Below are 24,795 nucleotides of genomic sequence, written 5' to 3'. Positions count from 1 at the left end.
CTAAGTTTACAATGTATCGACAAAAAACAAAATCATGAAAATTCTCTTAACAGGCGCAACAGGTTATATTGGAAAGCGACTTCTACCCTTATTGATAGGTGAAGGACACGACGTAATTTGTTGCGTAAGAGACAAAAACAGGTTTAATTGCCCAATTGAATTTCAAGACAAAGTTTCGGTCATTGAAGTGGATTTTCTACAGCAAGATACATTAGCTGCCATTCCAGAACAAATCGATGCTGCTTATTATCTTATTCATTCCATGTCAGGATCTGCTACAAATTTTGATGAATTAGAAAGTATTTCAGCTCGGAATTTTGTGCAACGACTGAATCAAACCCAAGCCAAACAAGTTATTTATTTGAGTGGAATTGTCAACGATAAATCATTATCCAAACATTTATCATCCAGAAAAAAAGTAGAAGAGATTTTAAACACGGGTACTTATGCTACTACAACACTACGAGCTGGAATTATTGTAGGATCAGGAAGTGCATCGTTTGAGATCATTCGGGATTTAGTCAATAAATTGCCCATCATGATTACCCCAAAATGGCTCAATACTAAATGTCAACCTATTGCTATTCCGGATGTTCTTGATTTTTTATCTAAATCATTACTTAATCCAGTAACCTACAATCAAAGTTTTGACATTGGAGGACCTGATATTTTAACGTACAAAGAAATGCTTTTAGGATTTGCAGAAGCAAAAAAATTAAAGCGATGGATTTTTACCGTTCCTGTAATGACGCCAAAATTATCCTCCTACTGGTTGTATTTTGTAACCTCAACTTCCTATAGACTGGCCTCAGCACTAGTCAGCAGCATGAAAGTAGAAGTAGTCTGCAGTGATAACCGAATCAATGAGTTATTGCATGTAACACCAATGACCTACAAACAGGCACTTTCCCGTGCTCTGATAAAAGTAGATGAAGACAAAGTAGCTTCGAGCTGGAAAGATTCCTTAATTAGCGGGCGTTTTAGTAGCAATATGTCGGAATATTTAAAGGTTCCAAAAAAGGATTGCTTTATTGACCGTCGCAAAATGGAAATTATAGATCGCGATTTTACTATACAAAGAATTTGGTCTATTGGTGGTGATACGGGTTGGTATTACGGTGATTGGTTGTGGGATTTACGTGGCTTTATTGATAAATTATATGGTGGAGTAGGATCTCGAAGAGGACGAACAAATAGACATGATATTCATTCTGGGGATGCTTTAGACTTTTGGCGCGTTTTGTATGCCAATAAAGAAGAAGGAAAATTAATCCTATTTGCCGAAATGAAACTGCCTGGTGAAGCTTGGCTAGAATTCAAAATTATCGGAAATACGTTGTATCAAGCAGCGACTTTTAGACCTAGAGGGATTTGGGGAAAATTATACTGGTATTCTGTTTTGCCGTTTCATGGATTTATTTTCGAAGGAATGCTGAAGAAATTGATTAAATAATATTTATAAACATATAAGTCATATAAGTTTTTCTTTAAATTATCTAAAACTTACATGACTTATATGTTAAATAAATTACTTCAGAATTCCGGCTTTGTAAGTGGCAATCGCTCTATCTCTGGCCATAGCGTGCTCTACCATAGGTTTCCCATATCCTAAATCAAATTCTTTGATCCATTTCCGAATATAAATACCCTTTTCATCGAACTTTTTCTGTTGGATTTCTGGATTAAAAACACGGAAATAAGGCGCAGCATCACAACCGGTTCCTGCTGCCCATTGCCAGTTTCCAACATTGGCAGACATGTCATAATCCAATAATTTTTCAGCAAAATAAGCTTCACCCCATTGCCATTGAATCATTAAATGTTTGATAAGAAAACTCGCAACCACCATGCGAACCCTATTGTGCATGTATCCGGTTTCATTGAGTTGACGCATTCCGGCATCAACCATTGGATAACCTGTTGTTCCAGAACACCAACGCTTAAAATCTTCCTCATTATTACGCCATTGAATCCCATCATACGCTGCTTTGAAATTTTGGGTAACGACTTTTGGAAAACTGAATAATATTTGCATAAAGAATTCTCTCCAAATCAATTCACTCAAAAAGACATCATTTTTATGAAACGCCCAATTGACTAATTTACGAACGCTCACGGTTCCAAAACGCAAATGTGGCGACAAATATGAGGTTTTATCTAAGGCTGGAAAGTCTCTTATGTCTTGATAATTAGCAACAAAAGTAAGATTGTGCGGTTTGACTTTTATCGTACTTTCTTCAAACCCTATTTGTTCTAGCGTGGGAAAAGCAAAACGATTTCTGTGAAAGTTAGAAAAATGCGCTGCGGTATCGTATTCTTGAACCGGAGCCATTGATTTGTATTTTTCCAGCCACTTATTTTTAAAAGGCGTGTAAACTGTATAAGGCAATCCGTCCGCTTTTGTGATTTCTTTTTCTTCGAAAATGACTTGGTCTTTAAAAGAATAAGCAATGGTTTTATTGGTTTCTAAAAGTTCACAAATTACGGTGTCACGTTGTATCGCATACGGTTCATAATCTTTATTGAAGAAAACTTCCTTGACCTCAAACTCTTCAATAAGCGCTTTCCAAACATCAATAGTTTTTCCTTTTTTTACTAAAAGTGAACTACCAATTTCTTGTAATTGTATATTTATTTTCGAAAGTGATTCATGGATAAAACCTACACGAGCATCATTTTTTGGTAAACTGTCTAAAATGGCATCATCAAAAATAAATAAAGGAATCACTGGAAATTTAGACTGCAGCGCTTGATATAAACCTACGTTATCCTCCAGACGCAAGTCGCGTCTAAACCAAAAAATAGAAACTTCTTGCTTGCTCATTATTTTGAATTAAACATTTCATCCACTTTAGTAACACGGTATTCGAAAATGGATTTCAATTTATTTTTAACGACCAATGTGTTCATGATTCGGCCTAAAAAGCCAAGTGGCAATCCGTAATGTACCACATCTGTCATTTTGGTTCCGGTGGGAGTGGCTTCAAAGAAATGCTTATGGTGCCAAAAACTGTAGGGACCAAATTTTTGCTCGTCTATGAAATAACTATTTTCCTTTACTTGAGTAATTAGCGTCATCCAAGATAAAGTTATTCCAAAAAGTGGGGTTACTTTATACTGAATGATTTGTCCAGGATACATCGATTTTTGATCAAAATCCGTGATTTGAAAACCCATTCCTTCTGGTGTAATTTTTTGAAGATTTTTTGGATTTGAAAAAAAAGCCCAGCATTCTTCAACAGTTGCATTTACGTGTTGCACTGTTTCTTGTTTGTATATTTTCATGATTGGTGTTTTAGAAATAATTAGTGTCTTACGGACAAGCCTGCGTGAGGGACAGCAGTGGAGCTCTTTATTATACAGCCTGTCAAGGCAGTATAAAAAAAGCGGGAACGGATTGCCCGACCCCGCTGTAACGCTAGTGAAAGTGGGGTCACGCCCCAATTAAACTTAAATTTTATAATATTTAAAAGGTACAAATAACATTCCGAAACATTCTCCGTGGGCTTTACCCAAATGTTTGTGGTGTACTTTGTGTGCTTTACGCAAGCCGACTAAATACTTATTATTCGTGTGTTTGAACCATTTGAAACGTTGGTGAATTAATACATCGTGAATTAAAAAATAACACAAACCATAAAACATAATTCCTAGCCCGATGAAGAATTTATAATTCAATCCCCCTTCAACTCCATAATAAAAAAGCGCAATACTCGGCGCCGCAAAAATCACAAAAAAGATATCATTTCGTTCGAATATATTTGCGTATTTAGGTTGGTGGTGATCGGCATGGAAATACCACATAGAGCCGTGCATTACGTATTTATGAGTGCACCAAGTAACACATTCCATTATTAAAAAAGTTCCTAGAAAAATCAAAAAAAATATCATTTTATTCTATATTTAAGTATAACAATCCTTTAAAATAAGTTGCAAATTAAACTAACTTTAATTTATAAGAAACAAAAGACTTAGCTAATAAGCCCGCTTTTGTGTAATTAGAAACTCGGATTCTGGCATTTCCTATTTCGTGGCAAGGCGTGTTTTCTAACTTTTTTAATAGTTTTTTGTAGTACACAAAAGCGGTGTATACGCCAAACTTAGCTTCGATAGGAAGTTTTACAATTCCTTCATAAGCGACTCTGAAATCTTCTTCGATTTCATTGATGATTGCGGTTTTTGCATTTTCATCGAATGAATTCAAATCGACACCTGGAAAATAATTACGGTTCAACACTAAATTATCATCCTTCAAATCACGTAAAAAATTTACTTTTTGAAAAGCAGATCCTAATCGCATGGCTTCGTCTTTCAGTTGCTCATATCTTTTGTTGTCCCCCGCTACAAAAACTTTGAGACACATCAATCCAACCACATCAGCGGAACCGTAGATGTACGCATCATACTCGGCTTTACTATGATAATCCGATTTTATCAAATCCAATTTCATGCTCTTTAAAAAAGCTTGAATCAAATCATCAGTGATATTATATTCTTTCACTGTTTGTTGAAATGAATTCAGGATTGGATTTAAACTAATTCCTCTATCAAACGCTCGGTAATAATCCTCTTCAAACTCTGTAATTAGACTCTCTTTATCGTAACCATGAAAGGTATCCACAATTTCATCCGCAAAACGAACAAAACCGTAAATGCTATAAATGGCATCTCTTATACTAGGCGACAACATATACACCGCCAGAGAAAAAGAGGTACTATAGCTTTTTGTAACTAACTTGCTACACTTAAAAGACACATCATCAAATAATTCCTTCATACTATTGTTATGAAAATTGCTTATTAATTAATTCCGACACTAATTTTCCAGAAATTAATGCTGGAGGAACTCCGGGTCCAGGAACGGTCAATTGACCAGTAAAATATAAATTCTTAACCTTTTTGCTCTTTAGCTTTGGTCTTAAAAATGCAGTTTGTAATAAAGTGTTTGCCATGCCATAAGCATTCCCTTTGTACGAATTATATTCAGACACAAAATCATTTTTACAAAACGATTCCTTAAATATAATATTATTTTTTACGCTTTGCTGTGTTAAAGTTTCAAAACGATCTATTATTTTATCAAAATATTCTTCTCGTAATGCTTCAGTATCATTGATTCCAGGAGCTAAAGGCACTAGAAAAAAACCAGATTCCATACCTTCAGGAGCGGCAGTTTTATCTGTCAATGAAGGGAAGTTCGCATAAAACAAAGGTTCTTTTGGCCATTGCGGTTCATCGTAAATATCTTTGGCATGTTGATAAAAATCAACATCAAAAAACAAAGCGTGATGCGAAATATTTTCTATTTTCTTGTCAAAACCTACATAAAATAATAACGAGGAAGGAGCAAAAACGCGGCTATCCCAATATTTTTCAGAATATGCTCTATGTTCTTGATCCAATAACGTCTCCGTGTGATGGTAATCAGCACCGCTTAATATCAAATCTGATTTTACAATTGCGCCATTGACTTGAATGGCTACAGCGGTTTTATTTTCAACAATTATCTTTTCAATATTGGCATTGGTTTCAAAGGTAACACCCAATTCTAGCGCTAAACTTTCCATAGCGCGCACTAAATCAAACATTCCTGTTTTTGGGTGCCAAGTTCCAAGACCAAAGTCGGCATAATTCATAAAACTATAAAACGACGGGGTGTCAGAAGGTTTAGCTCCAAGAAACAATACGGGAAATTCCAGAATTTGAATCAGTCTTTCGTTTTTGAATTTTTTTCGAACATCTCTACTGATGTTACTAAAAAATTCCCCTACTTTCAAAGCTGTTTGTGGTGTAATTAGTTCCAGTGGCGAAACGCCTGGACGGTACACTAAATCTTTAATAGCAATATCATAATTACTTTTGGCCCGAGCCATAAAATCTTGTAATAAAGCACCGCTCCCTTTTTCGATGGCTTCAAAGGCTGCGATAATCTCCGTTAAATTGTCTGCGATAGTTATAAAATCATCTATTCCGTAATACACTCGGTATGCAGGAGATAATTTTATGAGTTCATAATAATCTGTTGTTTTCTTGTCAAAATCAGCAAAAAAACGATCAAATACATCGGGCATCCAGTACCAACTCGGACCCATATCAAACGTAAAACCCTCTTTTTTTAGTTGTCTCGCTCTGCCTCCTATTGTTGCATTCTTCTCATAGACAGTAACATTCTGACCACTCTTTGCTAAATAACAAGATGCTGCTAAAGCTGAGAATCCAGAACCTATTATTGTAATCTTTTTTATTTTTTCCATTTGTTTAGCAAATATACTAATAGTTTAAACAAAACAATTATATCCAATCAACTAATTCAGTGATTGAATTAAAAGTTGTGATTCGTTCCGGCAGTTCTTCTTTTTTTATAAACTCAACCATGCGTCCAATGTACCATAATTCAGTGGTTTCATCTAATAATTCCTCAGACATTTTTTGAAGGTATCCATCCAGCATATCGCGCTCTGGCTGCACGGTTAGATACGAGACAAAAACTATAGAATCAAAATAATTTTTTAAATCCTTTAGATTTTCAATTGGCATACTTTCCCCTAAATAAATGGTTTTATAACCATGTAACAAAATCTCATAATTCAGGTACATAAGACCCAATTCGTGAATTTCATTCATAGGAAGAGACAAAACGAAGACTTTATCAAGTTTTGTTTGTTTTAAAATTTGAAGCTTTTCCGTATTAATTAATAGCTTTTGTTTAATTAAGTAGCTGATAAAATGTTCGTGCGCTGGTGTAATTGTATCTGATTGCCACAGTAACCCTAATTCATTCATTAAGGGTATAAAAACTTGATGAAAAATTTCCTTAAAAGACTTTTCGGCTATTAACCAATTGTAGGTATTGAAGAAAAGTTCTTGATCAAAATTCATCATTGCCATTTTAAACTCACTAATAGCGTGACTTTTGGCTGTTTTACTCGAAATAATTTCGCGTACTAAAGACGGTATTTTATCTTGAGGATAGGTTGCTATTTTTGATATTTTGTAGCCATAATCATGTAATAGCGTAATATTTAAAAGTTTTTGTAAGCTAGCCAAATCGTACAAACGAATGTTAGTATCCGTGCGCATGGGCTGCAGAATATCATATCGTTTCTCCCATATTCGTATTGTATGCGCTTTTATACCTGAAAGGTTTTCAAGATCTTTAATACTGAATACATTTTTTACATTGTTCATCGTTTCTTGGAATTTAATAAACAAATGTAAAATAAATTTAATTATAAACTCGTATCATCGTACTTAAACTTTTGTCCTACATGAAATATTTTTACAAATGCTTGTCAGCGATGACTTTTAAATATAATGACTTCACGACCTTTAAATGGTGCTTAATTAGAAAATACCAACTAATTTTCTCTTTTATTACCAGCAAGCAAGCACGTTACTTTGACCTCCAATTTAACCAAAACAAATTTTTTATTTTATAAATTATTAATTAACAACTGTTTAACTTCAATTCAAAAGCGATTCACAATTAAAACATGCCATCCTAAAAAAATATTTTATGATACAACTCATTTTAGGAAATCCACCAAAAAATAGTACCTAAAAAAAGTGGCAATCGGATTTTCGAAACTTTTAATAAAAAAAAACAGATAAGTAAAAGCCTATACTTTTACTTATCTGTTCTCAAAAATATTTAATACTCGTTTTTAATTTATTTTTTTATAACTTTTTTACTGGTAAAACCGTCTTCATTGTACACCCTTATAAAATAAACACCTTGAGAGTAGGCACTCAAATCCAGATTGAGATTTTCTGAACTTGTTTTAATTTCTTGCATTAAAGCACCTAAAATACTGTATATTTTAACTCCAGTCATAGGTTTACCAGCCTGAATGGTTACGCTATTTGAAACAGGATTAGGATAGATCATGAATGCTGATGAAGCTAGAAATGATTGATTAGATAAAGCATCACTACTTGCAGCAATCCAGCTTGAAGCTAAGTTATTGTCTAATGTCGTGCTAATTAAGTCCAGATAGCTACCGCCACCGTCAGGTGTGGTTGGCCAAGGTGCTGAATCAAAATATTCTACGGAATCAATTATATTTCCATCTGCATCAGCCAGAACAATTTTTTGCGATTTATTTGATAGATTTCTTGTGAACTGACCAAAAGGAACTGCACCATATTTACTTTGAAAAGTAGCCGTATTGCTTGTTAAAAAAATGGTTTCATTTGCTCCAATAGTTGAATTGTAAGGAAACTGAAAGGTGAGTCCTAACTGTCTAAAATATGCACCAGAAAGATTGACAGATCGATCACTTATATTCTTTAAGGCTACAAATTCTAAATCATTACTGACTGGAAAACCTGTTGACGTTTTCGGATTGTAGTTAATTTTAGTAATTACTAGCGGTGGCAAGGTAACATTGGCACAATTTGAAAATGAGCCTATATTATTTGTGATCCAAGTCGTTCTATCGTTAATAAAGGTTTTAATTCTATTTACATCCGTAACATGATCGTTTATAGCTCCCCATCTTTGACTCTCACGAGGAATAGCTTCACTTATGTAGCTGAAAGCAGTATCAACGTAGGCAATCAGAACGTCTTTATTCAAAGGCTGACAAGACGCTTTTACTTCGTTCCAACGTTTAGCAAGCTGACAACTGAATTCTCCGTTGTCGAATAAGTAACTCCAGAAAGGGGGCCCAATTCTATTTCCGTTATTAAATTGCCATTTATCGACATGGATACTGTTTGTAAAAGTACTTCCAAAACTTTGATTGAAATCCCATACTGGTCCTGCCCGTAGTTTTCCTTGACGGCCTTTATGAAAAAACGTACTAGACTGATACACATCTGCATTAGAAGCCAACTCATTGACCAACATAAAATCAACGAAAGAAGGGACATCAATAATAGTTCGATATCCGTCTATTAAGTCATCATCATAAGCATGGTCTTGCAGTCTATTGAATTCTGCTTCAATATATTGTGTTTGCTCTGGTGTTGCATTTTCAGGCTTAGGCAAATCATGAACAAATTTAGTTTCATCCATCCAGAAAGCGACAGGATCTCCACCAGTTGTTTTATCCGCTTTTGTGATATATCCTCCCGTTATATTTGGCAAAGTATTGTCCGTAACTTCAATTTTCAGCACGTTAACCCTATTCTCATTGGATTTAATTTTTTCCTAAAAAACATAAAGCCCTTTGTAGTCCCCGTTGATAACGACTTCACAAAATTCTGTCTTAGAGGCATAATTCCCCATTTGTCTTGACATATAGTAGTATAAATAATCCCTAACTAAGGAAGGATCAAAACCTAACCCATTCAATATCCAATCGTTCTCACTTGGCATCCCAAAAATACTCACGTTATTTTTAGACGTATTATCCGACTTCAAAGTAGTTAAACTATATTGTTTTTTGGGTAGCGTTTGAGTAGAGGAACCTCTTATTTCGATGCCAATACGACCGCTATAATTTAAAAATGAAGTCGTATTTTGATCCGTAAGGAATTTTCTAGTACCATCTGGTCTTTTGATAATTTTCATAGTTGCCAAAATTTTTGGATCATCCAGAATTTCAAGAGGCAAATTAGTATTGGGGTCATTATCTGTGGTAATAATGACAATAGGTAGATTACTATCAGTAAAAGTTTGAGCCATTACGGAATTAGAAGTAATCAATACAATCAACAAAATGATTGTTGAAATTGCATGCAGCCGAGTAATGTACAATTTTTTCATACTATTATTTCTTGTTAAATTAAAGTATAAATTTAATAAAAAATACAATACAAAACACTTATAATCAATTATTTATGAAAATTATTGACTACTAAAATTAAATTAATATTTCTGATATTCGGATTTGACTTCAAGTGCCTTTAGAAAGGTTGTTTTCACTACAAAACAAGTAAGTATAAATCTCAATTTTAGATTTTGAGAATAATAGTTGGATAGGAATAGGTAAACTTTTAACTGACCTATTTTGATTTACCATAAAATACAAACACTACACGCGCTACAATAATATAGCTAATAAACTACGTGGTCCCCATTTACAAACTAGATATAACTGTTTTTACAAGACTATAAATATAAGCTATATGATTGAAAATCAGTATATTTACATACTTAATTATTTTTAATTTTTTAAAAATATACTTATGGAAAACGAACTATTTAAAGACAGATTAGAAGCGGGTCTACTACTCTCCAAGAAATTAAATAAATACAAATATACAAATACCATAATCCTTGCCGTTCCTAGGGGAGGAGTCCCCGTGGGAAACAGCCTTGCAAAAAACTTGCATCTTCCCTTAGATATTATACTCTCAAAAAAGATTGGGCATCCCTGCAATAAAGAATTTGCTATTGGTGCAGTTTCCCAAGATTCAATCATTATCGACCATGATGACAAAATTCCTCAAAAATACATTGATGCTGAAATCATCAGGCTCCAAGAGTTCCTACGAGGAAAATATGAATATTATAGAGGCGCTCAACAACCACTGGACATTGAGAACAAAAATATAATTTTGGTAGATGACGGGATTGCTACCGGAAATACATTATTAGCCAGTATTGCGATGCTGCGAAAAAAAATCCAGCAAAATTAATTGTTGCCGTTCCCGTTTTGCCCTATGAAATGGTACCGGTCTTTAAAAAAAATGCAGATGAATTGGTTTATATAATCGCTTCCAATGATTTTTCAGGAGTTGGCAGTTTTTATGAACTGTTCAATCAAGTAGAAGATGAGGAACTAATCCAAATATTGAGCACAGGCACTCCAACTGTATAATGCAAGCTAACGGTCGTGAATAGTACTCAATAGAAAACACCACCATTATGCTAAACAGGAACGCTGAAAGGAGGGGTACTTTTCTACCCAAAATACGACAGAATTTTTATTTTAAACCATTATTTGGCGACAGCCGATGAAGTAGCAACCAAAAAACCGTAGCAGCACCGATACGATAAAACAGAAGATTTGATAGCAGACTTAACAGCCAGAGTGATCTATTATTTGCCTGTTAGCCAAATGAGTACAACCATAAATACAAAGGACTTCTACATTTTTTTATATTTGACAGTATGAAAAAAACATTCTAAATGGCTGATAAAAAAATAATTGACAACTCTCCTTATATCAGTTAAAACAAAACCGTTCTTTCTGAGCCAGAGATGATAGAACGTTCCCTTTCTTTATATGAAATAATGGACAGTAGGCGTTCTGTAAGGGAGTTTTCAGACCGATCAGTTCCTAAAGCAGTAATTGAAAACCTGGTAAAAACAGCTTCAACGGCTCCTTCTGGAGCGCACAAACAACCTTGGACTTTTTGTGTGATTGAAAATCCTGAAATTAAAAAACAAATTCGCATCGCTGCGGAGCAGGAAGAACTTCAAAGCTATGAATCTCGAATTTGAAGTGACGCGTTCGAAGACCTACAACCCTTAGGGACCGATTGGCACAAACCCTTTTTAGAAACCTCTCCTTACCTCATCGTCGTTTTAAAAGCAGCGATTGCATGATTCATTGCGCTAATTGAAGAGACGATTTCTTCACCATTATTGGTATTTCTTCTTCTGGATAGGATAAATTTTAGATGTTTTATATCCGCAATCATGAAGCAAGATACTGTTCAAAAGCTTTTGCAAAATTGCTAAATCATATAGACTATTATTGGTATCAGGACGCATGGGCTGAAATACGGTATACCTTTTTTCCCAAATGCATATGGTAGGTGCTTTTATGCCTAAAAGATTATCAAGATTCTTTGTACTAAAAACATTTTATATTGTTTATTATTTATTCACATGTATTAAACGAATGGAAGATGTTTTTTGTTAACACTACTAAAAGACCTTAAAACTATCTATCCAAAGAGGCATCCTTGAATGAGTTCAACCGGTCCAAATACAAAATAGTTTTGGAATTATCTACACTTCTGGTGTACATTGGTTCAAACGCAGCGCCATAAATCACTTCCTCAAAAGTATAGGAAGTACGAATAGCAACGGTATTGCTAAACATATCATCAAAGGTTTTTACAAAAACTAGAATTTCACCTTGGGTATTGGCAAAATCGTCTTTTGTAAATTGGTACAACGGACTGTTCTCGGTAATGGGATGTACCAAGGTCCAACTCAGGGACAGCGAATTTATTTTTTCCAATTCTAATTCCAACGAATAGAATTTATTGACCATTTTTCCGTTTTCTTCAATGCTCATTCCTAACGTTATCTTCGCCTCAGCATCGGTGAAATTGGTATTTTTAAACGGAGTTACTCGTATCATCAATCCCGAAATAGCTCCATAAGGCGCAATGACCGCATTTTGTGAAAATTTCAAAAAAGCTGTAGGCTTACTGAATCTTCCAAAGAATAATCCCGTGGCAATAGCAAAACTTAATAAACCAATCAAAGCCTCGGCAGCCGAAAGTGCACTTGTCAAAAAACCATTGGGACTGATATGACCATAACCTACTGTGGTAAACGTTTGGGCACTAAAAAAGTAAGCCTGCCCAAATTTTACCCATTCACTGTCGGTACTTGCGATTCCGTCTAAATGCACTACCCCAATTACATAATAAATAGTGGCAAAAACAAAGTTGATCCCAATGTAGAAAGCAATAATAATCAACATAAATTTCCAAACTGCCATGTCAATCATTGTATGGTACCAGCTTATGCGATGCAAAACATGCATTCCTCGCCTTTCAACGTTAGCACTTCCATTTTTATTGATAAACCGACCACCGTAACTATTTGCATTTGTGCCAAATCCTGTGCTTTGATCCGCTTTTGCTTTTAGGTTTATTCTTTCTAACAATGCCATGTTTTTAAGTCTTTTCTTCGAAGTAAAATTAGATAAATTTAATAAGCATCCCAAAAATTATTTCATCGTACGACCGTTAGTTTGTCGTCGCAGAAAACCCAAACTAATCTTGAGCACCTTGTCTATCCCACTATTTATTAGGAACAAAATAGTGATCAATAAAATAGCTGATTTCGAATGTATTTCGCAATAGAAATTAATGTAATTTTTGGCAAAAGCCAGCTACTCTAAAAGCGGAAAAATGCATTGAAGTCGCTCCTCCATTGGCTATCTGGATAAAAAATTCAACAAGCACAAGAAAGATAATTGAATACGAATTATACCAGAACTAAAATTCACAGCGGTATTTCGTTTTACTACTAAAATAAAGAGCTACCTAAGCAGTTAATCTACTATTTTAGGCTCATTTTTTTTTATATTTGGATAGTAGAAAAAACATTCAAAATGCCTGATATAAAAATAATAGAAGAGTACCCCTATTTACGGTACCGCAAACCCCTACTTTCCGAAACAGAAATGCTAGAGCGCTCCGCTTCTTTTTATGAAGATATGGACAGCAGGCGTTCCGTAAGAGAATTTTCGGATAAAGCTGTTCCCAAGGCAGTAATTGAAAACCTGATAAAAACGGCTTCAACTGCTCCTTCTGGCGCACACAAGCAACCTTGGACTTTTTGTGTGATTGAAAATCCCGAAATTAAAAAACAAATCCGTATCGCTGCGGAGCAGGAAGAACTGCTAAGCTATGAATCTCGCATGTCAAGTGACTGGCTAGAAGACCTAAAACCCTTAGGGACAGATTGGCACAAACCCTTTTTAGAAACTGCTCCTTACCTCATCGTCGTTTTTAAACGCAGCTATGAATTGGATGTTGATGGCAACAAGAAAACCAACTATTATGTTCAGGAAAGCGTGGGTATTGCTGTTGGTTTTTTATTATCGGCAATCCATAACGCGGGTTTAGTCTCGTTGACCCACACGCCTAGCCCAATGAATTTCTTGACCAAAACGCTAAAAAGGCCCATCAATGAAAAACCTTTTTTACTGATTCCTGTTGGTTACCCTGCAGAGGAATGCTGGGTTCCGGACATACAAAGAAAAGACATTGCGGCCATATCCGTTTTCTATTGATTGAAACAAAAGCATCCCTTTATATAAAACTAGCACTATGAAAAAAATAACCAAAGAAGACATCAGTCAAGAAGTATTTGACTTGTACGATGATTATGCACACAATAAGATTGACCGCCGTAGCTTTGTCGAAAAACTATCTCTATTTGCTGTAGGCACACTCACACTGCCTTCGCTATTGAGTTTTATGACGCCCAATTATGCGAATGCCGTGCTCATAAAACCCGAAGATCCAAGAATAAAATCAGAATTCATCACCTATGATTCTCCCCAAGGTGGCGGAACAATCAAAGGACTTTTATCCCAACCTACAGGAGCCAAGAAGAAATTACCGGGAATCATTGTTGTGCATGAAAACCGAGGATTGAATCCCTATATTGAAGATGTAGGACGCAGAGCAGCCGTAGAAGGATTTATCACTTTAGCACCAGATGCCTTGTCACCATTAGGTGGTTATCCCGGAAATGATGATGCTGGACGAGAATTACAAAAGAAACGTACCCGAGAAGAAATGCTCGAAGATTTCATTGCGGCTTACGATTACCTAAAATCCCATAAAGATTGTAACGGTCACATAGGCGTGGTAGGATTTTGTTTTGGAGGTTGGATTGCCAATATGATGGCGGTTAAAATCCCGACTTTGGGCGCTGCCGTTCCCTATTACGGTGGTCAACCCACAGCAACCGAAGCCGAACTTATAAAAACCCCGATTCTAGCTCAGTACGCGAGTTTAGACACGCGTGTCAATGAAGGTTGGCCCGCTTATGAAGCCATCCTTAAAAAGAACAAAGTGGAACACACCGCTTATTTCTATGAAGGGGTAAATCATGGTTTTCACAACAACACCACACCGCGCTATGATGAAAAAGCAGCAACTTTATCGTGGGAACGTACCATTGCGTTTTTTAAACAAGAGCTCAAAAAGAAGTAAAAATATACGGTTTGATGAAAAAGTGGAAAGGTAGTGTTTCCGCTTTTTTTATGTTAGTACTATAATTCTAATGAACAAATTTGCCTAAATTATTCTTGTTCCTCTGGTATTGGTTCATCGTTCATAAAAGCTTCAAATGATCCAATTGGTGCAAAATCAATATTAATTAATGAATAATCTCCTTTTTTTCGCCATAAGCGAACCGAATCAGTAGCTTTCATTTGCAACCAATCTCGCGTTACTAATTTACGCTGTTTTAATCCTAAAACATCAATTAAAAGCCATTGCCCTAAAGCATTTTGTCCAATTTTTTTTCCACTTTCATCATATTCTGTTTTACTTCCAGATTGGAAATTTTTGAAGTTATCTCCTGTTAATAATGCTGGTATTATTTTCCCATTTGGGAGTTTCAAACGGAAACGTAACTCAGGTCTATTCTCTTTATCATTCTTATATTTTTTCCTATCAATAATTACATCAGATATATTCTTAATAAAAAAATGAGGATGTTTTTTATGAAATTCTTTTGGAATAGGAATGTAAACTTCGTTTAAAGGCCGAAGTGTATCACTCCCTTTATTTTTAGAGGCTCCATTCCATGCATTCAAACCAGATTTTTCCTCTACTTCTTTAGATTGATATGAGTACAAAGGTAAATAGGCTTCAACAATGTCTAACTCAATTATTTTAGCAGATTCTATTAAGTCAAAGTATGCTTTTAGCAAAAACGCAAATGGATCCTCAATAATTTTAACATCAAATTTATCAAGTACTAATGAGTTAAATTTATTAGAGTCAAATTTTTGAAGTATTTGTGAATCACCGAAAGTGTATCGATAATCTTTTTGACCATCTGACCAAGATAAGGCTGAAGTTGTCGCGCTAAGATTTTTAAGGTTTTCAAGATTAATAAGTGGGTATGCACATTCATTTATTGTAAAAACACCTTTATCTCGCGTAACATAATGATAAATATTTTTATCTTCAGATAATCCAAGTCGCACATAATCACTTTTCATCCTTTCGTTCTTAATTTCCGAAATTTTATAAGCTAAAGAATGTAAATCGTTGCGATGTAAGTTAATTTCGTTTTGGTATCTTTTCAATTGCATCACTTTTTGAAAAGATGGCTTACTGCCCATCCAAGTTTTTAGACCAATGCCAATTCTATTATTTCCAAATACTGACAAAACATCATGTGGAGTATTTCCAATATCTACATTTTGACCATTAAAAATTTTAGAAAAAACTGTCTCTTGAAATTTTGAGTCTAAATATGGAATTAAGTCCCCTTGTTTTTGGCGAAACAAATTTGTTAGTGCACCATAAACTTGTAAAAATTTGATGTATTCATACCTTTGTTCTGAAGAAAATTGTTCCCAAACACTCATTTAAATAACTTTTAAAATTTCCTTACCTATTCTTTCTATCAAAGTTGTTGTAACTGAATTCCCTGCTTGCATATATAATTTACTATTAGCTATATTTGGTAAAATATATTTGTCTACTGGATATCCTTGAAAAGCAAAGCATTCCTTAGGTGTCAACTTTCTAATTCCATAATCATCCAAAATTAAAGGTACATTATGTCCTCCTGAACCCATATTAGCAGTTAAAGTTGGACATACATTACTTTTGTTTTCTCTAACATAAACTCTCCTCCATTGATAAATAGTATCTTTTGAAGTCATCGTTTTTTCTAATTCTGGATAATATTTATGGTCTTTTTTATAATAAAGATTTTCAGCTTGTTTTCCTTTTTCTAATATGTCGTGAATAGTTTTAGTAAGCGGAATTGCATCTGGAAATTTAAAATCCGCACAATTGGGGACTTGTTCTTTATCAAAAGCTACAATAAAAATTCTTTCTCTATTTTGAGGAACATTTGCATGAGTTGAAGAGTTTAAAATTTTTGTGAAAGTTTTATAGCCTAATTTTTTCTCTAAAATCTCTAATATTATTTTAAAAGTATTACCCTTATCATGAGAAACAAGGTTTTTAACATTTTCTAAAAAAACTACTCTTGGTCTGCGAGTTTCGATAATCTTTTCTAAATCGAAAAACAAAGTTCCTCTTGTATCATGAAATCCTTTTCGCAGACCTGCAATTGAAAATGCTTGGCATGGAAATCCCGCACATAATATATCAAAATTTTGAGGAATATAACTTTTGGTAACTTCTTTCGTTATATCACCAAATGGAACTTTACCAAAATTAGCTTGGTAAGTAATTTTTGCACCTTCATTCCACTCACTTGTATAAACACAATTTCCTCCTACATTTTGTAGAGCAATTCTAAAACCACCAATGCCGGCAAATAAATCAATAAAATCAAAAGTTGAATTTTCAGGTGTGGGAAATGGCACATGCTCTACTTCAAACAAAAGTTGTTGTAAAGCAACATCAGAAACAATATCTAAATTTTCCTCTTCGTTTTTATATTCGATGATTTGTTTTAAATATTCTTCAGCCTCTTCCCTAAAATGTTCTTGTATTTCATTTTGATAATTATGTAAGTAATGTGTCAAAACTGCTTTTCTATTGTCGTCTTCCTCTGCAAATTTTAATTTAAATTTCTTTAGGTCAAATTCTTCTATTGATATCTTTTCAATCACTTTCATTTCTTAAATCCTTTATCATTAAAGAAAGTTTCGAAATCACTTTCTAATCCGTTAATTATTTTCTCTATTATTTCAATTGAAACATTTCTTTTTCCTTTTTCAATGTCAGAAATATAATTTCTATCAACATTGGAAATATTGGCCAAATTCTCAATTGACAAACCTTTTGCTTCTCTAAGAATTTTTACTTTTTGTCCAAATTTTATTTTAATATTCATAGTTTATAAAATTAGATTTACGCCTACAATTGACCCGCCTACAATTGTATGCCCATGATACTTACTTATAAACAATTTAATAAATCGTGTAAGAATAATTATTAGCGAAGGATTTAATTCTTTGAAAAAACCCGCTCTTTGATTAGCTAATCGGCCTACAGTGGGAAAAATCATTGAATTCTAACAATAAAATACTACATACAAAACATTATCCCACAAAAAAGCCCCAACCGGGGCTTTTCATTTATAATCCATTCAAGCTCATTTGCTCAACTGCTTTTTTGTTCTAAAGTACAATTCGTAGGTCTGATCGTCTTTAAGGTCACCAATAAACAAGATGCTTTCTCCTGTTGATATTGTCTCTTCCTTTAAGTCTTTTTAAACTTCAAAATAGAACTCAAAAAGTAAGAAAAAATTTAATTACATTTGAAAGAACAATTTAAATCACGACAAGATATATTCATTTATAAAAATGATTTTCAAATACTTATACAAAAACGGTACTGAACAATAAAAAAATAAATTATGATGAAACTATATGTACTTCGCTCTTTATTACTACTCTTTTTGATTCCCTTTTACGCAAAGGCACAAACCGTATCCATTGCCGAAAAAACAAAAACAATGAAAGTTTACAATGGCTACAAACCTTTTTATTGGGATGAAACTACGGGCAAAATATGGCTGCAAATTGATACATTTGACGAGGAATTCTTGTATCAAACCGCTATTCCAGCTGGTTTGGGATCAAATGAAGTTGGTCTCGACAGAGGCAAATTGGGCGCAACGTCTGTTGTGAAATTTAGTAGGGTTGGAAACAAAATTTTAATGATTCAACCCAACTATTCTTATCGAGCCATAACGAATGATGCAGCCGAAAAGAGAGCTGTTGAACAATCCTTTGCACAATCCATATTATGGGGATTCACAGTTGCTGCCGAAACTAGCGGAAGCGTTTTAGTAGATGCCACCTCTTTTTTCATGCGTGATGCTCTAAAAATTAGCGCTATTCTACAAACAAATAGCCAAGGCACCTACGCGCTCGACGAAACACGCAGTGCATTGTACTTAGATCGTACAAAAAACTTTCCCATGAATTCTGAATTTGAAACTACGATGACTTTTGTTAATAACAGCGGGAAATCTGGTGCTTATGTCAATGCAGTAACTCCTGCTAGTGAAGCCATTAGTCTACGGATTCATCATTCGTTTGTTGCCTTACCCGACAGTAATTTTAAAACTCGTACCTACGATGCGCGCTCCCCTTACAATACTAATTCTTATTTTGATTACAGCACTCCCATTTCAGAGCCTATTCAAAAAAACTTTATTAATAGGCATCGACTAGAGAAAAAAGATCCTTTGGCTGACCGAAGTGAAGCCGTTAAACCCATAATTTACTACTTGGACAATGGCATTCCCGAGCCTATACGTGGTGCTTTATTAGAGGGCGCTAGCTGGTGGAATCAAGCTTTTGAATCGGCTGGATTTATAAATGCTTTTCAGATAAAAATTTTACCAGAAGGTACTGATCCAATGGATCTTCGTTACAATGTGATTAACTGGGTCCACCGTTCTACCAGAGGTTGGAGTTATGGCTACTCCATTGCTGATCCCAGAACGGGTGAAATTCTAAAGGGAAATGTTAGCTTAGGTTCCTTACGTGTTCGCCAAGACTATCTTATTGCGCAAGGATTGCTTGCCCCTTTTGAAAATGGCGATTTACCCGCTGATAATAAAATGTTACAAATGGCCCTGCAACGCTTAAAACAATTGGCTGTTCACGAAGTTGGGCATACGCTAGGACTAATGCATAACTATATTTCAAGTGCACAAAATAGATCCAGTGTTATGGATTATCCACCGCCTATGGCTACCCTAAACAGCAATGACGAAATAGATCTCTCTAATGCGTACACCAATGAAATTGGGGATTGGGACAAAATCAGTATTCAATATGGGTATAAACAATTCCCCAATGGAACCGATGAAGCAGTTGCATTAGACAATCTATTAACTGATGCTTCTAAAAAGGGACTCACCTTTATATCCGATCGAGATGCTCGCGATGCTGGCGGACTACATCCCAATGCTAACTTGTGGGATACTGGAAATGATCCTGTGACTGAACTAAAAAGGGTCATGCAAATTAGAGCAAAAGCACTGTCTAAATTTGGAGAAAACAGCATTCGCAAAGGCACTCCGATGGCTATGCTGGAAGATGTATTAGTACCGGTCTTTCTTTTTCACCGCTATCAAGTTGAGGCTGCTACCAAAGTGATAGGTGGACAATATTATTCTTATGCCATAAAGGGTGATGGGCAAATGGTGACTAAATCAGTATCTAAGGAAGAGCAACTTAATGCTTTAAATGCTGTTGTGGATTGTATGGATCCAAAAGTACTAGCACTACCAGAACGTATCATAAAATTAATTCCGCCTCGTCCAGCTAATTATGACTATGATCGGGAACTATTTAACCGCAAAACCGGCCTAGCTTTTGATCCATTAGCCGCTGCTGAGGCTGCTGCCGATATTCCACTTTCTTTTCTATTCAATACCAGTCGACTCAACAGGTTAGTAGAATATCAAGCAGAAAATGGCGGTCTTGGAATTGATGATATGATTCAAGTCCTTACTACTAAACTTTGGAACGGACAAAAATCAATAGGATTAGAAGGATTGATACAACAACAAAACGAACAAATGCTGCTGACCTATTTGCTTGCGGTTTCCGTGAATGATAGTGCCTCCTTTGCCACAAAAGCTGGACTATTAAAAGCAATAGACGACCTCAAAACGAAGGTGACAGCTCAACTTAAAAAAACTAAGAACAATACTCAAAAAGGATATTTACTTCTAACACTAGAACGGATTAAATCACCCGAAAAAGCAAAAGCGACCTTGCATCAAACAGCACCTCCAGGAGCTCCTATAGGATGCGGTACGAATGAAAATTAGATTATAATTCATGACCACCAACCTGTTGGGTACCATTTGTTCTTAACACTTCTAAGTAAGAGGGCACACCAAAGTTTCGATTCAGCAGGAAGCAAAGTCGAAGTGTAGTTATTAAAACAATTGAATTGCAGTCAGTAGGTTAATGCTATCGTGATTCTGTTTTAAAGTAATGATGTAAACAGAAAAAGCCCCAAACGGGGCTTTTTCAATATCAATAATTCAAGTTTTTATTTACTCAAATACATTTTTCTTCTGGAGTACAATTCATAGAACTGATCGTCTTTCAAGTCATCAATAAACAAAATACTTTCTCCTGTCGATTTCATTTCTGGTCCTAATGCTTTATTGACATTGTGGAACTTACTGAAGGAGAAAACCGGTTGCTTTATCGCATATCCTTTCAATTGTGGGTTGAAAGTAAAATCAGTTACTTTATTGTGGCCTAACATCACTTTGGTTGCATAATTTACATACGGTTCACCGTAGGCTTTTGCAATAAAAGGAACCGTACGAGACGCTCTAGGATTCGCTTCAATAATGTACACAATATCATCTTTTATCGCAAACTGAATGTTGATTAAACCAACGGTTCTCAAAGCCAACGCAATATTCTTGGTATGATCTTTTATTTGTTGCATCACAAATTCGCCTAAGTTAAACGGCGGCAAAGTCGCGTTACTATCGCCAGAGTGCACTCCGCAAGGTTCAATATGCTCCATAATTCCTATGATGTACACATTTTCGCCATCGCAAATCGCATCAGCTTCGGCTTCTATCGCACCATCAAGATAATGGTCTAAAAGCAATTTATTTCCTGGAATCGTTTTCAATAAATTGATTACGTGTTCTTCCAATTCTTGTTTGTTGATTACAATTTTCATTCCCTGACCACCCAAGACATACGAAGGACGAATCAGTAAAGGAAAGTCTAACGTATCCGCTAAAGCGGAAGCTTCGTCTGCCGTTTCTGCAATTCCAAATTGTGGGAAAGGAATCTTCAATTCGGTTAACAATTCAGAGAAACGCCCTCTGTCTTCGGCTAAATCCAAAGCGTCAAAGCTCGTTCCAATAATTTTAATACCGTATTTAGATAGTTTTTCGGCTAATTTCAAGGCAGTTTGCCCTCCTAATTGCACGATAACTCCCTCTGGTTTCTCATGTTGGATAATATCGTAAATGTGTTCCCAGAAAACTGGTTCGAAATACAATTTATCGGCGGTATCAAAATCAGTAGAAACTGTTTCAGGATTACAGTTAATCATGATGGTTTCGTAGCCACATTCTTTAGCGGCAAGCACACCATGAACACAAGAATAATCAAATTCGATTCCTTGTCCAATTCTATTTGGGCCTGACCCAAGAACAATTATTTTCTTTTTATCCGTTACTACGCTTTCGTTATCCACGTAACGTGTTCCGTCCGCTTTTTCAATTTCAGCTTCAAAAGTGGAGTAATAATACGGTGTTTTTGCTTTAAATTCAGCCGCACACGTATCCACCAATTTAAACACACGGTTGATGTTCATCGCAGTTCGTAACGTATGTACTTGGCTTTCTAGACAACCCATCATGTGCGCGATTTGTCTGTCGGCAAACCCTTTTTGTTTCGCTTCGAGCAACAATTCTCTTGGTAAAGTATCTACTTTATAGTTTGAAATCTCTTTCTCTAATGTATAAAGTTCTTCGTATTGTTTCAAGAACCACATATCGATTTTAGTAATTTCATGAATGCGACTCAATGGAATTCCAAGGGCGATGGCATCATAAATCACAAAAACACGATCCCAACTAGCAAAAGTCAGTTTCTCAATAATTTGTTCGTAGTTGGTATATCCTTTTCCGTCTGCTCCAAGTCCATTTCTTTTGATTTCCAAAGATTGAGTCGCTTTGTGCAACGCTTCTTGGAACGAACGTCCAATTCCCATTACTTCCCCCACGGATTTCATTTGAAGTCCTAAAGTTCTGTCGGCGCCCTCAAATTTATCGAAGTTCCAACGCGGAATTTTCACAATCACATAATCCAAAGTCGGTTCAAATAAAGCTGATGTCGATTTAGTGATTTGGTTTTGCAATTCATCTAAATTGTAACCTAACGCTAATTTTGACGCAATTTTTGCAATAGGATACCCCGTTGCTTTTGATGCCAAAGCAGATGAACGAGATACACGAGGATTGATTTCAATAGCTACAATGTCTTCTTTATCATCAGGCGAAACGGCAAACTGCACATTACAACCTCCTGCAAAATTTCCGATGCTTCGCATCATCAAGATAGCATAATCGCGCATTCTTTGAAAAGTGCGATCCGATAATGTCATTGCTGGCGCAACCGTAATGGAATCTCCCGTATGAATTCCCATTGGATCCATATTTTCGATCGAACAGATAATCACAACGTTGTCGTTTTTATCTCTCAAAAGTTCCAACTCATATTCTTTCCAACCCATTAAAGCTTTATCAATCAAAACCTCATGAATAGGCGATGCTTCTAAACCTCTAGTTAAAAGTTCGTCAAAATCTTCTTTTTTATAGACAATTGCAGCTCCAGTACCACCAAGAGTAAACGAAGGACGAATCACTAATGGGAACCCAAATTCCTGTGCTATTTCTTTTCCTCTAAGGTAAGACGTACATATTTCAGCTGGTGCGGAGGGAACACCTATTTTTTTAAGCAATTGTTTGAACTGCTCTCTGTCTTCGGTAATATTAATCGCGTTTACGTCAACACCTATTAACTTCACACCAAAATCAGCCCAGATTCCTTTTTCATCGGCTTCTAAACACAAGTTCAAAGCCGTTTGTCCGCCCATTGTAGGCAAAACAGCATCGATTTGAGGATGTGCTTTTAGGATTTCAATAATCGATTTAGTGGTTAAGGGCTTCAAGTAAATATGATCGGCCATGGATGGGTCGGTCATAATGGTTGCTGGATTGGAATTGATTAGGATAACTTCAATTCCTTCCTCACGGATAGAACGAGCAGATTGTGATCCCGCATAATCAAATTCACATGCTTGACCAATAACAATAGGACCTGAACCTATTATTAAAACTGATTTTATGGATGTATCTTTTGGCATTGTATAAGTAGTATTGTGTTGTGTAGTTGTTATTTCAAGAGACTAAAGTTATGGAAATCAAATCTTTTACTTGTAAATCTCCCTCTTTTTTTAACGAATAGGTATAAAAAAAGGCGATACTAAAAAAAGTAACGCCTTATTTATGTTTATACAAACATTATTTTTTGTGTCTTGGTTCGCAAGAAACAGTCAATTTATGTCTTCCTTTAGCTCTTCTTCTAGCAAGAACTTTTCTTCCATTCGCAGAAGCCATTCTGTCCATAAATCCGTGCTTATTTCTTCTTTTTCTTTTCGATGGTTGAAACGTTCTTTTGCTCATTGCTTTGTATCTTTAAAATCTTATTTATATGTCTTCTTATTTCGAATAACCGTTATTCTAAAACCGAGTGCAAATATACAAAGACTTTTTTTTCTCACAAGCAGTTTTGTAAAAATATTTTCAATTCATTTTACTATATTTGTGATCTTAAAATAAACACACTATGTTTCACAGAAATATTAAACTTATTATCGCCGGACTTATTATCCTTACTGGCATTTGGCAATTTACAGAAAGCAATATTGGTAACGGAATATTCCTTATACTATTAAGTGCAATTCCTATTTTCCTTTACTTCAAAAATGAATTCATCTTATTGGCGTTCTTAAAACTTAGAAAACAAGATTTTGAAGGTGCTAAAAAATGGTTGGCTTATATCAAAAATCCAGAAACTGCTTTAATTCAAAAACAACAAGGTTACTTTAATTACTTACACGGAATCATGCTATCGCAAACGAATATCAATCAAGCAGAGAAATATTTCAAGAAAGCGATTGAACTTGGGCTGTCCATGGATATGGACTTGGCTGTAGCCAAATTAAACCTAGCCGGTGTTGCCATGACTCGTCGTCGTAAACTGGAAGCAACTTCCCTACTGAACGAGGCTAAAAAATTAGACAAACAGAACATGCTGAAAGATCAAATTACCATGATGAAAGATCAGATGAAAAAGATATAATTTTTTTACACTTCTAGAAAAGGGCCAAATGATACTCATTTGGCCCTTTTTT

General features: G+C 35.2%; 22 protein-coding genes and 1 pseudogene. 8 read left to right on the top strand and 15 right to left on the bottom strand.

Going from position 1 to position 24,795, the window contains the following annotated elements; all coding sequences use genetic code 11:
• The first annotated feature begins 34 nt into the window (after nt 1-34).
• On the top strand, nt 35-1,453 hold the full coding sequence (locus BUC11_RS00670) for an SDR family oxidoreductase (protein WP_073350852.1): 1,419 nt from the start codon (nt 35-37) through the stop codon (nt 1,451-1,453).
• Between the two features lie 75 nt (nt 1,454-1,528).
• Here the strand turns inward: BUC11_RS00670 and BUC11_RS00665 are convergent, their stop codons facing one another.
• The 8 genes and pseudogenes from BUC11_RS00665 to BUC11_RS00635 all read right to left on the bottom strand — a co-directional run.
• The gene (locus BUC11_RS00665; RefSeq protein ID WP_073350850.1) at nt 1,529-2,824 is read right to left on the bottom strand and encodes a cryptochrome/photolyase family protein; all 1,296 of its coding nucleotides are present in this window, start codon (nt 2,822-2,824) and stop codon (nt 1,529-1,531) included.
• Complete coding sequence (locus BUC11_RS00660) at nt 2,824-3,285, bottom strand: SRPBCC family protein (protein WP_073350848.1); 462 nt, start codon at nt 3,283-3,285, stop codon at nt 2,824-2,826. The genes BUC11_RS00665 and BUC11_RS00660 overlap by 1 nt, the downstream gene beginning before the upstream one ends.
• A gap of 165 nt (nt 3,286-3,450) precedes the next feature.
• Entirely contained in the window at nt 3,451-3,891 is a 441-nt protein-coding gene (locus BUC11_RS00655; RefSeq protein ID WP_073350846.1) for a sterol desaturase family protein, read from the bottom strand.
• Between the two features lie 46 nt (nt 3,892-3,937).
• On the bottom strand, nt 3,938-4,777 hold the full coding sequence (locus tag BUC11_RS00650; protein WP_073350842.1) for a phytoene/squalene synthase family protein: 840 nt from the start codon (nt 4,775-4,777) through the stop codon (nt 3,938-3,940).
• A gap of 7 nt (nt 4,778-4,784) precedes the next feature.
• Nucleotides 4,785-6,254 (bottom strand): phytoene desaturase family protein, encoded by a 1,470-nt coding sequence (locus BUC11_RS00645; RefSeq protein ID WP_073350840.1) that lies wholly within the window; start codon nt 6,252-6,254, stop codon nt 4,785-4,787.
• 37 nt (nt 6,255-6,291) lie between these two features.
• Complete coding sequence (locus BUC11_RS00640) at nt 6,292-7,188, bottom strand: MerR family transcriptional regulator (protein ID WP_073350838.1); 897 nt, start codon at nt 7,186-7,188, stop codon at nt 6,292-6,294.
• Nucleotides 7,189-7,669: 481 nt separating this feature from the next.
• Nucleotides 7,670-7,888 carry a T9SS type A sorting domain-containing protein gene (locus tag BUC11_RS17110; protein WP_262487732.1) on the bottom strand — a complete coding sequence of 73 codons (219 nt, stop codon included), beginning with the start codon at nt 7,886-7,888 and terminating at the stop codon, nt 7,670-7,672.
• A gap of 165 nt (nt 7,889-8,053) precedes the next feature.
• Nucleotides 8,054-9,517: pseudogene (locus BUC11_RS00635) on the bottom strand (CotH kinase family protein); the annotation flags it as partial.
• Nucleotides 9,518-10,134: 617 nt separating this feature from the next.
• On the opposite strand from BUC11_RS00635, the gene BUC11_RS00625 reads away from it, so the two are divergent.
• The 3 genes from BUC11_RS00625 to BUC11_RS17100 all read left to right on the top strand — a co-directional run bounded on the left by BUC11_RS00625 (nt 10,135) and on the right by BUC11_RS17100 (nt 11,395).
• Nucleotides 10,135-10,587, top strand: coding sequence for a phosphoribosyltransferase (locus tag BUC11_RS00625; protein ID WP_245793687.1), 453 nt, complete (start codon nt 10,135-10,137; stop codon nt 10,585-10,587).
• 29 nt (nt 10,588-10,616) lie between these two features.
• Nucleotides 10,617-10,769 carry a hypothetical protein gene (locus BUC11_RS17105; RefSeq protein ID WP_245793685.1) on the top strand — a complete coding sequence of 51 codons (153 nt, stop codon included), beginning with the start codon at nt 10,617-10,619 and terminating at the stop codon, nt 10,767-10,769.
• A 383-nt stretch (nt 10,770-11,152) separates the two neighbouring features.
• Entirely contained in the window at nt 11,153-11,395 is a 243-nt protein-coding gene (locus tag BUC11_RS17100) for a nitroreductase family protein (protein ID WP_245793682.1), read from the top strand.
• A 141-nt stretch (nt 11,396-11,536) separates the two neighbouring features.
• Here BUC11_RS17100 and BUC11_RS17350 read toward each other — a convergent pair whose 3' ends face one another.
• Nucleotides 11,537-11,701 (bottom strand): MerR family transcriptional regulator, encoded by a 165-nt coding sequence (locus BUC11_RS17350; RefSeq protein ID WP_394332900.1) that lies wholly within the window; start codon nt 11,699-11,701, stop codon nt 11,537-11,539.
• 139 nt (nt 11,702-11,840) lie between these two features.
• On the bottom strand, nt 11,841-12,806 hold the full coding sequence (locus BUC11_RS00610) for an ion channel (protein WP_073350832.1): 966 nt from the start codon (nt 12,804-12,806) through the stop codon (nt 11,841-11,843).
• A gap of 444 nt (nt 12,807-13,250) precedes the next feature.
• On the opposite strand from BUC11_RS00610, the gene BUC11_RS00605 reads away from it, so the two are divergent.
• Entirely contained in the window at nt 13,251-13,934 is a 684-nt protein-coding gene (locus tag BUC11_RS00605) for a nitroreductase family protein (protein ID WP_073350829.1), read from the top strand.
• A 37-nt stretch (nt 13,935-13,971) separates the two neighbouring features.
• Entirely contained in the window at nt 13,972-14,865 is an 894-nt protein-coding gene (locus BUC11_RS00600; RefSeq protein WP_073350827.1) for a dienelactone hydrolase family protein, read from the top strand.
• Nucleotides 14,866-14,954: 89 nt separating this feature from the next.
• On the opposite strand, the gene BUC11_RS00595 is transcribed toward BUC11_RS00600, so the two are convergent.
• From BUC11_RS00595 to BUC11_RS00585, 3 genes are read right to left on the bottom strand one after another with little or no spacing between them, the layout of a single operon-like run.
• A complete protein-coding gene (locus tag BUC11_RS00595; protein WP_073350825.1) occupies nt 14,955-16,256 on the bottom strand; it encodes a phospholipase D-like domain-containing protein in 1,302 nt (433 codons plus the stop codon).
• Nucleotides 16,257-17,486, bottom strand: a complete 1,230-nt coding sequence (gene dcm, locus BUC11_RS00590) for a DNA cytosine methyltransferase (protein ID WP_084129454.1) — start codon at nt 17,484-17,486, stop codon at nt 16,257-16,259. It abuts the gene before it with no gap.
• A complete protein-coding gene (locus BUC11_RS00585; protein WP_073350823.1) occupies nt 17,483-17,704 on the bottom strand; it encodes a helix-turn-helix domain-containing protein in 222 nt (73 codons plus the stop codon). The genes dcm and BUC11_RS00585 overlap by 4 nt, the downstream gene beginning before the upstream one ends.
• A 525-nt stretch (nt 17,705-18,229) precedes the next feature.
• Here BUC11_RS00585 and BUC11_RS00580 point away from each other — a divergent pair.
• Nucleotides 18,230-20,665 (top strand): zinc-dependent metalloprotease, encoded by a 2,436-nt coding sequence (locus BUC11_RS00580; protein ID WP_217651031.1) that lies wholly within the window; start codon nt 18,230-18,232, stop codon nt 20,663-20,665.
• A gap of 227 nt (nt 20,666-20,892) precedes the next feature.
• Here BUC11_RS00580 and carB read toward each other — a convergent pair whose 3' ends face one another.
• On the bottom strand, nt 20,893-23,745 hold the full coding sequence (gene carB, locus BUC11_RS00575) for a carbamoyl-phosphate synthase large subunit (RefSeq protein ID WP_073350821.1): 2,853 nt from the start codon (nt 23,743-23,745) through the stop codon (nt 20,893-20,895).
• 157 nt (nt 23,746-23,902) lie between these two features.
• Nucleotides 23,903-24,064: a 50S ribosomal protein L34 gene (gene rpmH, locus BUC11_RS00570; RefSeq protein ID WP_007136275.1), complete on the bottom strand. Its 162-nt coding sequence runs from the start codon at nt 24,062-24,064 to the stop codon at nt 23,903-23,905.
• 163 nt (nt 24,065-24,227) lie between these two features.
• Between rpmH and BUC11_RS00565 the strand changes: the two genes are divergently transcribed.
• Nucleotides 24,228-24,743 carry a hypothetical protein gene (locus tag BUC11_RS00565; protein ID WP_073350819.1) on the top strand — a complete coding sequence of 172 codons (516 nt, stop codon included), beginning with the start codon at nt 24,228-24,230 and terminating at the stop codon, nt 24,741-24,743.
• The last annotated feature ends 52 nt before the right edge of the window (nt 24,744-24,795 follow it).

The organism is Flavobacterium xanthum, assembly GCF_900142695.1.
Classification (GTDB): Bacteria; Bacteroidota; Bacteroidia; order Flavobacteriales; family Flavobacteriaceae; genus Flavobacterium; species Flavobacterium xanthum.
This window is presented reverse-complemented; position numbering and strand designations above follow the sequence as displayed.

Bases quoted from the DNA above. Each gene is read 5' to 3' on its own strand.
- BUC11_RS00625 (WP_245793687.1), top strand. From the start codon at position 10,135: ATGGAAAACGAACTATTTAAAGACAGATTAGAAGCGGGTCTACTACTC.
- BUC11_RS00585 (WP_073350823.1), bottom strand. From the start codon at position 17,704: ATGAATATTAAAATAAAATTTGGACAAAAAGTAAAAATTCTTAGAGAA.
- BUC11_RS00645 (WP_073350840.1), bottom strand. From the start codon at position 6,254: ATGGAAAAAATAAAAAAGATTACAATAATAGGTTCTGGATTCTCAGCT.
- BUC11_RS17105 (WP_245793685.1), top strand. From the start codon at position 10,617: ATGGTACCGGTCTTTAAAAAAAATGCAGATGAATTGGTTTATATAATC.
- BUC11_RS00660 (WP_073350848.1), bottom strand. From the start codon at position 3,285: ATGAAAATATACAAACAAGAAACAGTGCAACACGTAAATGCAACTGTT.
- BUC11_RS17110 (WP_262487732.1), bottom strand. From the start codon at position 7,888: ATGATCTATCCTAATCCTGTTTCAAATAGCGTAACCATTCAGGCTGGT.
- BUC11_RS00580 (WP_217651031.1), top strand. From the start codon at position 18,230: ATGATGAAACTATATGTACTTCGCTCTTTATTACTACTCTTTTTGATT.
- rpmH (WP_007136275.1), bottom strand. From the start codon at position 24,064: ATGAGCAAAAGAACGTTTCAACCATCGAAAAGAAAAAGAAGAAATAAG.
- BUC11_RS00610 (WP_073350832.1), bottom strand. From the start codon at position 12,806: ATGGCATTGTTAGAAAGAATAAACCTAAAAGCAAAAGCGGATCAAAGC.
- carB (WP_073350821.1), bottom strand. From the start codon at position 23,745: ATGCCAAAAGATACATCCATAAAATCAGTTTTAATAATAGGTTCAGGT.
- BUC11_RS00650 (WP_073350842.1), bottom strand. From the start codon at position 4,777: ATGAAGGAATTATTTGATGATGTGTCTTTTAAGTGTAGCAAGTTAGTT.
- BUC11_RS17100 (WP_245793682.1), top strand. From the start codon at position 11,153: ATGATAGAACGTTCCCTTTCTTTATATGAAATAATGGACAGTAGGCGT.
- BUC11_RS00665 (WP_073350850.1), bottom strand. From the start codon at position 2,824: ATGAGCAAGCAAGAAGTTTCTATTTTTTGGTTTAGACGCGACTTGCGT.
- BUC11_RS00605 (WP_073350829.1), top strand. From the start codon at position 13,251: ATGCCTGATATAAAAATAATAGAAGAGTACCCCTATTTACGGTACCGC.
- BUC11_RS00640 (WP_073350838.1), bottom strand. From the start codon at position 7,188: ATGAACAATGTAAAAAATGTATTCAGTATTAAAGATCTTGAAAACCTT.
- BUC11_RS00655 (WP_073350846.1), bottom strand. From the start codon at position 3,891: ATGATATTTTTTTTGATTTTTCTAGGAACTTTTTTAATAATGGAATGT.
- BUC11_RS00595 (WP_073350825.1), bottom strand. From the start codon at position 16,256: ATGAGTGTTTGGGAACAATTTTCTTCAGAACAAAGGTATGAATACATC.
- dcm (WP_084129454.1), bottom strand. From the start codon at position 17,486: ATGAAAGTGATTGAAAAGATATCAATAGAAGAATTTGACCTAAAGAAA.
- BUC11_RS00670 (WP_073350852.1), top strand. From the start codon at position 35: ATGAAAATTCTCTTAACAGGCGCAACAGGTTATATTGGAAAGCGACTT.
- BUC11_RS00600 (WP_073350827.1), top strand. From the start codon at position 13,972: ATGAAAAAAATAACCAAAGAAGACATCAGTCAAGAAGTATTTGACTTG.
- BUC11_RS00565 (WP_073350819.1), top strand. From the start codon at position 24,228: ATGTTTCACAGAAATATTAAACTTATTATCGCCGGACTTATTATCCTT.